Origin of the sequence: Parafilimonas sp. (assembly GCF_047606085.1) — a bacterium.
Lineage (GTDB): Bacteria > Bacteroidota > Bacteroidia > Chitinophagales > Chitinophagaceae > Parafilimonas.
On sequence record NZ_JASGEX010000006.1, the window covers coordinates 1 to 9,592 of the forward strand.

Here is a 9,592-nt window from a genome sequence, read left to right on the forward strand (position 1 = left end):
AGTATGCCCATCCAAAATTGGGGGTTCATTCTCCATCAATTCTTAACTATCTTTGAAAACAGATGCCGGCTTTAAATGCAGTTACTTAAATCCGTTTACACAATCTATTTTATACTCTCCGAAAATTATGCAATGTGTTACAATACTGGGCATTGAAGTTAAGCCTGCCTGTTATTTACGTAATATGTTATCTGTTCAAATTTTTTTTAACCTTTCTAACAAAAGCTTCGCTCACATCTGCCAGCGATGCAATTTTAGTGAAACTCAGAAACCCGGCGCCTAAGCAATGCCCGTAAGAATAAGTTGTAGAAGGAGCATAATTGTCTGTCATATCATGTTTTGGTTATTGCAGTTTATTTTACAAATCCTGGCAATATTATGTTTCCAGAATAATATTACTCTTCGTTTTACCCTCCATCAGCTCAACGCTGCGGTTAATGAAGCTGGTAAGCTCCTCGCCTTTGAGAAGGCCTTGTGAAAGCAGGGCAAGGTCGGCAAGTGTGCGCACCTGCCTGCCCAGTTTGTCCGTATCATCTTCTTTCAATAATTGCTGGTAAATAGGATGGTTGCCATTCACGGTTAAGGTTACTTCGTCAGGCATCTGCGCATAGAAAGAAGCCATGCCGCCGCCAACGCCTGCCATATCTTTCATGCGGCGCATAAATTCAGGGCGGGTTGCCACAACCGGCGCCACATCTGTGCTCAAACCTTTTACTTCAACCGTTACATGCATGTCAGGCACCTGCAGGCCAAACCATTCTTTCAGCTTTGCCTCCTCCTCTTTATTTAAAACACTGCTGCTGGTTTCCTGCGCATCAATTAAATTATCAACAATATCAGCATCCACCCGCTTAAAGGTTACATTCTCCCATTTCATTTCCATGGTATTGATGAAGGCTGCATCAACCAGCGTTTCCATCTTTACTACTTTATAACCCTTGCCGGCAGCCACTTTTATATAACTGTCCTGCTGAACAGGATTGGTGGTATAAAGAATTACCAGCTTGCCGTCTTTATTTTTCTGTGATGCTTCAGTTTCAGTCTTGTATTCATCCAGCGTATAGAATTTTTTGGCAGATGCATCTTCCATAATAAAAAACTTATTCGCCTTATCAAGAAATTTATCATCGGTCATCATTCCATACTTCACAAACAAGCCCAGGCTTTCCCATTTTTCTTCGAACTCACTGCGTTCCTTGTTGAAAATCTCTTCAAGCTTATCGGCAACCTTCTTAGTAATATAGGTGTTTATTTTCTTCACATTCGGGTCGCCCTGCAGATAGCTGCGGCTTACATTCAGCGGAATATCCGGGCTGTCAATTACACCATGCAGCAACATTAAAAATTCAGGTACAATATCCTTCACTTCATCCGTTACAAACACCTGGTTGCTGTATAATTGTATCTTGTCTTTCTGTATCTCGTAGCTCTGTTTAATTTTCGGGAAATATAAAACGCCGGTAAGGTTAAACGGATAATCCACATTCAGATGAATCCAGAATAAAGGCGTTTCCCCAAAAGGATAAAGCGCTTTATAGAAATCCTGGTAGTCCTGCGGCGTAAGATCAGAAGGTTTTTTCGTCCAGATAGGATTGGTATTGTTTATCTGCCTGTCTTCAAAATAAACCGGTACAGGCAGGAAGCGGCAGAATTTTTCAAGGATGCCTTTAATGCGGCCTTCTTCCAAAAACTCACTGCTTTCTTCATTTATATGCAGCACAATGCGGGTGCCTCTGTCTTCTTTTTCCACCTGGTACAATTCATACGCAGGGCTGCCATCGCAGCTCCAGTAAACGGCAGGCTCCTCTTTATAACTCTTCGTAAAAATTTCCACGCTGTCGCTTACCATAAAAGCGCTGTAAAAGCCCAGGCCAAAATGGCCGATGATATTCGCATCTTTATACTTCTGCAAAAAATCTTCGGCGCTGCTGAAAGCTACCTGGTTAATGTATTTATCCACTTCAGCTTCCGTCATGCCAATACCCCGGTCAATTATGCTCAGCGTTTTGTCTTCTTTATTAATCACAATATCAATGCGCAGGTCGCCCAATTCGCCTTTGGCCTCGCCAATGGATGAGAGTGTTTTTATTTTTTGCGTGGCATCCACTGCATTGCTTATCAGTTCGCGCAAAAAAATGTCATGGTCACTGTAGAGGAATTTTTTAATGATGGGGAAGATGTTCTCCGTGTGAACGCGTATTTGTCCTTTTTGCATAGTATTTTTTTATGTTACAAGCTGCGGAATGCTGCTCAACTTTGTTGTGTCACTCCCTTGTACTGATGTACAAATGGCAGCTTCAGGTTTTAAATTCAAGCCTGCAAAACAAAGAAAATACCAAATAATCAAAAATGACAGGTTGTCAAATATCTTTTAAATTTGGCTGTATCCAAATCAGGTATAGTGACAACACTGGATGTATGCCTCACCGGCTTTGGCGCATTAGCGCTTGCCTTAATTACGTTGTATGGAGCTAAAAACTATCTGATCACACTTGTGGCCGGCTATATTGTTTTCTGCATATTCTATTTCAGGTTTGGCGTGCCGTCTTTTGAATGGACGTTACGTTCTATGCTGCCCAATTGTAAAGCGGCAGCTATATTTTATATGGCAGGCTTTGCAATAAGCGTTATTATTTATAAAATATTTCCTTCCGGAAATGCGGTTGGAGAAACATAGGTCAGGGTTCTTTCCCCGGGTTATGAAACAGATTTATATTCAATGCCAAAGCCCGCATGTTGTTGCGCATTATGAAAAACGTTGGTTAAAAGCGACCTTATAAAAGCATCTTCAAAAACTTTGTTGGTAAAAAGGTCAAACGTATAATCTATATGATGGAAAATAATCTTTCCGTTTGGCGCAATTATATAGGCTGCCGAAAGTGGCAGCGCTTCATCCTCAATGCCTGAAACCCAGTTCCAGAGCGGGTTTTCGCTGTCGTATAATCCAAATTGCCCGGCTATTTCATTACCGCTGTCATAATATACAGGCAGGGTATTTTCCTGCAATTGTATTTTATTAAAATGCCTGGGCGCTGTACCGGTTAATATAAGCAGCCTGCCGCCCATAACCTGTATATCCTTATTAAGGCTTATCAGCCTGGTAATATCAGGAATGTTATTGTTAAGCGCATTATAAAAAAGAACAACCAATGGCTGCCTGAACAGCAGGAAATCTTTTAAGCTTATTGGCCCTGATGCAGGCATGCCTGCGCTGCTGTTTAAAATGGCGTTCTTCTCCTGCAGCGTAAAATCCGGGGCGGTATTGCCTTTCGTAAGCGGCGTATAGCCGTAAGTGAATTTATTTGATGTAATGGCTGCATCCACAGGCTGCAGGTTTTGCCTGCCGGCATTAAATAATAATGACATGGTTATAGTTTTTGATTGATTAAAAAGTAAAATGGTAAAGCGGGGAAATGAAAGGTCAGTGCATGGCGCACATACAGCAACATCGCATTGTGAAGACGGGAGCAGATGAGCGTAGTATAAATTTCATGGCGCAAGAATAGTGAATATTATAATTCCTACCAAATTGATAGGAATTTATTTTTGAAAATAAATTTAGCGCAATCGTTTTATCATAATATTCCTGAAATCAATTTCCTGCCCTTCGCTTTGCAGGGCAATAAAACCGCTGTTTAATAATTTGCCATCTTGTTTTTGTGCAGGATCATAACCATTGGCTACGCCACCGCCAATTTGCGGTTTGGAATATTGTAATACGGTATCGCCGTTAATGATGTGTGTGATAAGTGAATCGCCCAGTACAATTAATTCTCCTTTCACCCATTGGTCGCCATAATAAGTTTTGGAGCTGGAATTAATGCAATGATCAGGGGAAATGCGGCCTTTGTAAACAACGTCTGTGCCTGGTGAGCACATATTGCCTGTAGGCCTTGGCTTGCCTTCTTTTATGCCGCCGAGTAACTGCATTTCAACCGATATAGGCCAATCCTGTTCCTTGGGCATTGTTTTAGGATCCTGCGAATGAAACATCACGCCGCTGTTAAGCAATGTATATGCCGGCGCAGATTTCATCCATTGCCCCGCGAAACGATATTCAAATTTCAAATGATAACGGGAGAAAGGCGTTTTATAGTATAAATGGCCGAATTGTTCATTGAAGTCTTTATATTGATCATAGCGCACTTTTATCATGCCATCTTCCGCGCGGAATGTATTGCCAAAATTTTCATTGTAATCATGATGATGAATTTTTACATTCCAGTCTTTAATGTCTTTACCGTTGAAAAGCGGCGTCCAGCCATCATTCACGTCAGCAGCGGTTTTCACAGGCTTTTGTGCGCAACCGCATAACAGCAGTATGGTTAAGCTCAATACAGTAAAATGTTTCATGTCATTGATTTTTTTAATTCGGGTTTGTTTATGCTTTTTAATGAACCACAATGCCCCATGTACCAATCGTGATGCATAGAAATTACATGGAATTAAGCAATGCAATTGGTGTTGTATGTTTGGTGAATCAAAGTATTTCATCTTCGATAAAATCTTTGATTTTTTTATCAATTATGTAAAATTATGTTCCTGTCCCGAATTTTGCCGGGACAAGCTATAGCTCATAATATGATGCTGCCAAAATAAATGAGACAAACAAATAAAACATAAGTTTCAAATGAAACCAATATCAAACCTGATGGTTATGGCTATGCTGGCTTTCTTATCAGCCTGCAATGCTCCATCTGGTCAGTCAGATACTGCTGTCCGGCAACCATTGCCTGACTCATTCAACACCGGCAATATATTTATCTCATTTAAAGGATATGATTCATTCAACATAGGATTTGCCTGGTTCTATTTTAATGCATACAACCAGCAAATACAAATTGTACCAAGGCAGGATACAATAAGCGTCAACTGGTCAAAAGATAACCTGTTACTGTATTATACATTGCCGCAAACCGGTTATTACCCGGTTTCGCCAGGGGATTCAATTACTATCACCCGAAATGCAGTTTATCCATACTATCCAAAAGTGGAGATTCAAAAAAATAGATTTACTGCCTTCGAATTAAATTTTCCTTCATTTCTCTCAGAAAAAAATAGCAGCGTGTTTGAATATTCAACAAGAAAAATACCTAACAAATCCTTTCCGTTAAATGGCAATGCAAAACAATACTATGACAGGTCCATATTTTTAACCGATAGCTGTGTAAAAGCCGGAATAATAGGAAAAGAATATGAAGCCTGGCTGAGAAAGGCATTAAAAAATTCTTTCTATACCCAGGCAATATGGGAAAAAGAACTTCAATATCCGGTTATATCGAATGCGCTAAAAACCGAACCTCCTGATATGCATGATGCCCTTTATCGTATATTTCTACAGGACTATTTTTATAATATTGATTTAAAAGGGCGGCACGATTTTAAGAGAGGATACGGGGTTGCGAAGCAAAAATATTCAGGTGAACCGCGGGATTTCCTTTTGTTAACATCTCTTCTGAAAATTATAAAAGGTAAGGAGGCTGATAAAGAAAAATATATCTCTATGTTTAATGAAGACTGCAGAAACGAAAACTATAAAAATTACATAGCGCAGTATTATACATCCCTGTCATCAGTAAATATTTCAAAAAACGACATGGTTATTGATAGTAAAAGGAAAAAGTTTTCATTGGATAGTGTATTAGCAGGCTCGAACGACAGCCTCACTTATATAGATGTTTGGGCAAGTTGGTGTGCGCCTTGCCGTTCAGAAATGCCCAATTCGGAAAGGCTTAGGCAACATTATGCCAATAAAAATATCAGGTTTATTTTTTTGTCTATAGATGATAATTATAATGATTGGATAAGGGCGGCCCATGAGGAGAAGCTTAATGAAAACAGCTATTTTTTGATTAATGCGAAAGAATCAATGTTTAATAAGAAATTTAAAATACACGCTATCCCAAGATATATTCTTATAAACAAATCTGGAAAGGTGATTAACTCAGATGCACCGCGGCCGGGTAATATTGAAGTACAAAAACTAATTGACGAAAATTTGTAAAAAAGGATTGTCAAACCCTGCCTCCCCAAATATTACTGGCCTAAAGGGCCTGCATGTTTTAATTACTAACACTGCTTTTTGCACATAACATTAATCTTTATTATTGCGGTTTTTAAATGAGCAGAAAAGATGCGTGCAACGAATAAGGATGCTGTTAAGAAAACAATTATACTGCCTGCGGAAAAGCCGGGAAAGAAAAACAGGGAATATGAAGTGGCATTGCTGCTTGACTTCGTTTCAGAAACAAAGCTTCCTTTCCGCGTGGCAACCTTGCTGGTGCAGGAATTAAATGGCGACCGCAACTATAAACTGCTTCCTTTAAATAATGAGCGCAGCCTGCATGCGTATAAAAAATTTCCGCATGAAATATTATATGCCGTTCGCCTGCTTACTGCGGAGCAACTGGATATGGTAAAGGGGAAAGCAGCCTTGCAATACAAGCTAATGCCTGCGGGCGATATTTCGCGTGCCACATTCATTGAGCAAAAAATGCTCTCACATATTTATTACCGCCTGCAGGAATTAAAACCCTTCAGCGCTATTTTAAAATGGTATTACCGCTATGCCGATGACCTTAATAACATTTTTATTAAGCCTGCTGCATTCAGCAGCTATACGCCAAAGCTTTGCTTTGAACTGGTGCGCACGCCAAAAGGCTTGCTGCGCATGCTGGTAATGGTAAATATCAATGATCAGCATTTCCCGCTCACCGATTTTAAAAGGCATGGTTTTTTATTGCAAAGCAAAAATGAGTTCTTCCTGCTCCCGCTGAAAGACATGGAAGCGCTGCATACATATCCGCAGGGTTTTGCAGATGTGCCTGCCGCGGATGAAACAGATTTTGTACTGAACACCGTAGAGCCGCTTGCCAAAACACATACCGTAAACAGGGATGTATTGCTGCAGGATATTGCTGCCGATACCCCATTTCAGGCCAGTGTTTATCTGGGTGAGCTGAACAACAGCTTCCTGATGATAACCCCAAAATGGCAGTACGGTGATTTTGAAATGGATGATGAGCCCGGCGATATGTTTACGGCTGTAGCAGATAGGAAGCGATATGCCATAAAAAGGGATGCGGCCGCAGAAAATGATATAAAACAGTTTTTATGCGGCATGCATGAAAACTTTCCCAAACAGAAGAACGGCTATTACTACCTGCCTTTTGCAGAAGCTGAAAAAAAACAATGGTTCGTAAAATTTTACCGCAGGCTGCTTGATAAAAACATTCCGGTGTATGGAATGGAGCAGTTAAAACACTTCCGGTACAACAGGTACATGCCGGTGATACATATTCATTTTGATGGCAAGGGAATAGACTGGTTCGACCTGCGGGTAGAAATAAGTTATGGCGATCAGGAGGTGCCGCTGTCCGATCTTCAAAAAGCCTTTCACAATAAACAATCTTTTCTTTTGCTGAAAGACGGAACCATAGGCGCTATACCCGAAGAGTGGGCACAGGCGTACGGCATGCTGTTCCGTATGGGGCAGGTAAAAAAAAGTTCCATACGGCTATCTGCATTGCACCATACCCTGCTTGATAATTTAAAAGATGGCGAAGCCATCAGCGCTGAAGCCGTAACAAAAGAATTTAAAGAAAAATGGCGGCGCCTGCAGCAGCATAAAGAACATTTATACACAGTTCCAAAAGAAATAAAAGCTTCACTGCGCGATTACCAGCAGGCCGGTTTTGAATGGCTTTGCCTGCTCGATGAAATGCACTGGGGCGGCTGCCTGGCAGATGATATGGGGCTGGGCAAAACCTTGCAGGCAATCACTTTTCTCCAGCATGTTTGCAATCAAAAAAAGCAGGAGACACACCTGGTGGTTTGCCCCACTTCTTTGCTCTATAACTGGGAAAATGAATTGAAAAAGTTTGCACCGCAGCTAACCTGCTTTATTTATTATAAAGGCAGCCGGAATTATGATGCAGATACCTTCAAACAATATAATATTGTGCTTACCACTTATGGCTGCATACGAAGCGATATTGAACAACTTGAGCAATTCAGCTTTGGCTATATCGTGTGCGATGAAAGCCATATAATAAAAAACCCTGCGGCGCAGTTATCCAGGGCTGTTATGCGGCTGCAGGCAAGAAACAGGATCGCTTTAAGCGGAACGCCTGTTCAAAACAATACGTTTGATCTTTATACGCAAATGAATTTTATCAACCCCGGTTTGCTGGGTAACCGCGAATTTTTTAAGTCGGAGTTTTCACAACCTATAGATAAGTATGGCGACAAGGAAAAATCGGCGCAGCTTAAAAAAATAATTTATCCTTTCCTCCTGCGCCGCACTAAGGAGCAGGTGGCCAAAGACTTACCTGCCAAAACGGAGATTACCCTGTGGTGCGAGATGGGGGAGGAGCAACGGAAAATATATGATGTGCTTAAGCATTATTACCGCGAAAGCCTTTTGCAGCGCATAGCGGAAGACGGCATTGGCCACAGCGCCATGTATATATTGGAAGGCCTCACTAAATTAAGGCAGGCCTGTAATGCACCGCAGCTATTGAAAGATTATAAAGATGCAACCAATACATCTGTAAAGCTTGAAGTATTGCTGAATGAGCTGGAAGAAAATACCGGCGATCACAAAGTGCTGGTATTTTCACAATTCACCGGCATGCTGCAGTTAATGGCGGATGCCTTAAAGAAAGACGCTGTTTCATTCCTTTACTTAGATGGCAGCACAAAAGCAGCGCAAAGGCAGGAGCTTGTTCAGCAGTTTCAAACAGCAAATGATACAAAAATATTTTTGATAAGCTTAAAAGCCGGTGGCGTTGGGCTTACATTAACCGCTGCTGATTATGTTTATCTTGTTGATCCCTGGTGGAACCCGGCAGCAGAGCAGCAGGCCATTGACCGCACACACCGTATAGGGCAGCAGCAAAAAGTATTTGCCTACAAAATGATCTGCCGCGATACGGTGGAAGAAAAGATACTTGCTTTGCAACAAAAAAAACAATTGTTGGTAAAAGATATTATAAGTGAAGATGCGGGGTTTATAAAATCGTTGGGCGAAGATGATGTGAAGTATTTATTTGCGTAGGCAAAACCAGCCGGTGGCCTGCAAGTTTCGCAACGTATTTATTTGCCATGGTGAAAAAGTTTAATCATCACCTTCTTTCTTTTTATTTATAATTTTAGTGCAAAAAGTTGTAACCTATATAAGCAATTGTAAATTAATTATTTTATAGATATTTGTGCATAAAAAACGGGGCGCATTTCAAATTTTCGCTTCATACGCGGCACTCCGGTCGGTGTCCACCCACCTGCGAAAATTGAAATACACCCAAAAAATGTTCCTGTTTTAGATCTGGCATGGGCCTCCCATCAGTAAGAGGGTATTTATAGATGCTAATGACACCAAGCGCTGTGAGAAACAGGTCAGAAGCCTTTATAAGCTATACCAATCAACCACACTGATTAATGTTTTTCATTTTTTATGTCAAATTTCAATGACTATCCGTTTTTTGGAAAAGGTCTGTACCATGGATTTTCCAGCGTTGCGACCAATACCCTGTCAAATAAACTCTGCCCAAAGAACCTTCGGTTAAACTTGTAACAAAATTCATTCAGATAG

The 9,592-nt window shown here is 40.8% G+C and carries 7 protein-coding genes; 3 read left to right on the forward strand and 4 right to left on the reverse strand.

Annotated elements, in window-relative coordinates:
- Positions 1-187: 187 nt before the first annotated feature.
- Together QM629_RS00790 and htpG are read right to left on the reverse strand one after the other, a co-directional pair.
- Entirely contained in the window at positions 188-331 is a 144-nt protein-coding gene (locus QM629_RS00790) for a hypothetical protein (RefSeq protein ID WP_415156188.1), read from the reverse strand.
- A gap of 45 nt (positions 332-376) precedes the next feature.
- Positions 377-2,215, reverse strand: a complete 1,839-nt coding sequence (gene htpG, locus QM629_RS00795) for a molecular chaperone HtpG (RefSeq protein WP_415156190.1) — start codon at positions 2,213-2,215, stop codon at positions 377-379.
- Between the two features lie 186 nt (positions 2,216-2,401).
- Here htpG and QM629_RS00800 point away from each other — a divergent pair, with 186 nt between their 5' ends.
- Entirely contained in the window at positions 2,402-2,677 is a 276-nt protein-coding gene (locus QM629_RS00800; RefSeq protein WP_415156192.1) for a hypothetical protein, read from the forward strand.
- Positions 2,678-2,697: 20 nt separating this feature from the next.
- Here QM629_RS00800 and QM629_RS00805 read toward each other — a convergent pair whose 3' ends face one another.
- Both QM629_RS00805 and QM629_RS00810 read right to left on the reverse strand, forming a co-directional pair.
- Positions 2,698-3,366 carry a redoxin domain-containing protein gene (locus QM629_RS00805; protein WP_415156194.1) on the reverse strand — a complete coding sequence of 223 codons (669 nt, stop codon included), beginning with the start codon at positions 3,364-3,366 and terminating at the stop codon, positions 2,698-2,700.
- A 192-nt stretch (positions 3,367-3,558) separates the two neighbouring features.
- On the reverse strand, positions 3,559-4,353 hold the full coding sequence (locus QM629_RS00810; protein WP_415156196.1) for a DUF1080 domain-containing protein: 795 nt from the start codon (positions 4,351-4,353) through the stop codon (positions 3,559-3,561).
- 277 nt (positions 4,354-4,630) lie between these two features.
- Between QM629_RS00810 and QM629_RS00815 the strand changes: the two genes are divergently transcribed.
- A complete protein-coding gene (locus tag QM629_RS00815) occupies positions 4,631-6,004 on the forward strand; it encodes a TlpA family protein disulfide reductase (RefSeq protein WP_415156198.1) in 1,374 nt (457 codons plus the stop codon).
- Positions 6,005-6,133: 129 nt separating this feature from the next.
- Positions 6,134-9,058, forward strand: a complete 2,925-nt coding sequence (locus QM629_RS00820; RefSeq protein WP_415156200.1) for a DEAD/DEAH box helicase — start codon at positions 6,134-6,136, stop codon at positions 9,056-9,058.
- Positions 9,059-9,592: the final 534 nt, after the last annotated feature.

Bases quoted from the DNA above. Each gene is read 5' to 3' on its own strand.
- QM629_RS00815 (WP_415156198.1), top strand. From the start codon at position 4,631: ATGAAACCAATATCAAACCTGATGGTTATGGCTATGCTGGCTTTCTTA.
- QM629_RS00820 (WP_415156200.1), top strand. From the start codon at position 6,134: ATGCGTGCAACGAATAAGGATGCTGTTAAGAAAACAATTATACTGCCT.
- QM629_RS00810 (WP_415156196.1), bottom strand. From the start codon at position 4,353: ATGAAACATTTTACTGTATTGAGCTTAACCATACTGCTGTTATGCGGT.
- htpG (WP_415156190.1), bottom strand. From the start codon at position 2,215: ATGCAAAAAGGACAAATACGCGTTCACACGGAGAACATCTTCCCCATC.
- QM629_RS00805 (WP_415156194.1), bottom strand. From the start codon at position 3,366: ATGTCATTATTATTTAATGCCGGCAGGCAAAACCTGCAGCCTGTGGAT.
- QM629_RS00790 (WP_415156188.1), bottom strand. From the start codon at position 331: ATGACAGACAATTATGCTCCTTCTACAACTTATTCTTACGGGCATTGC.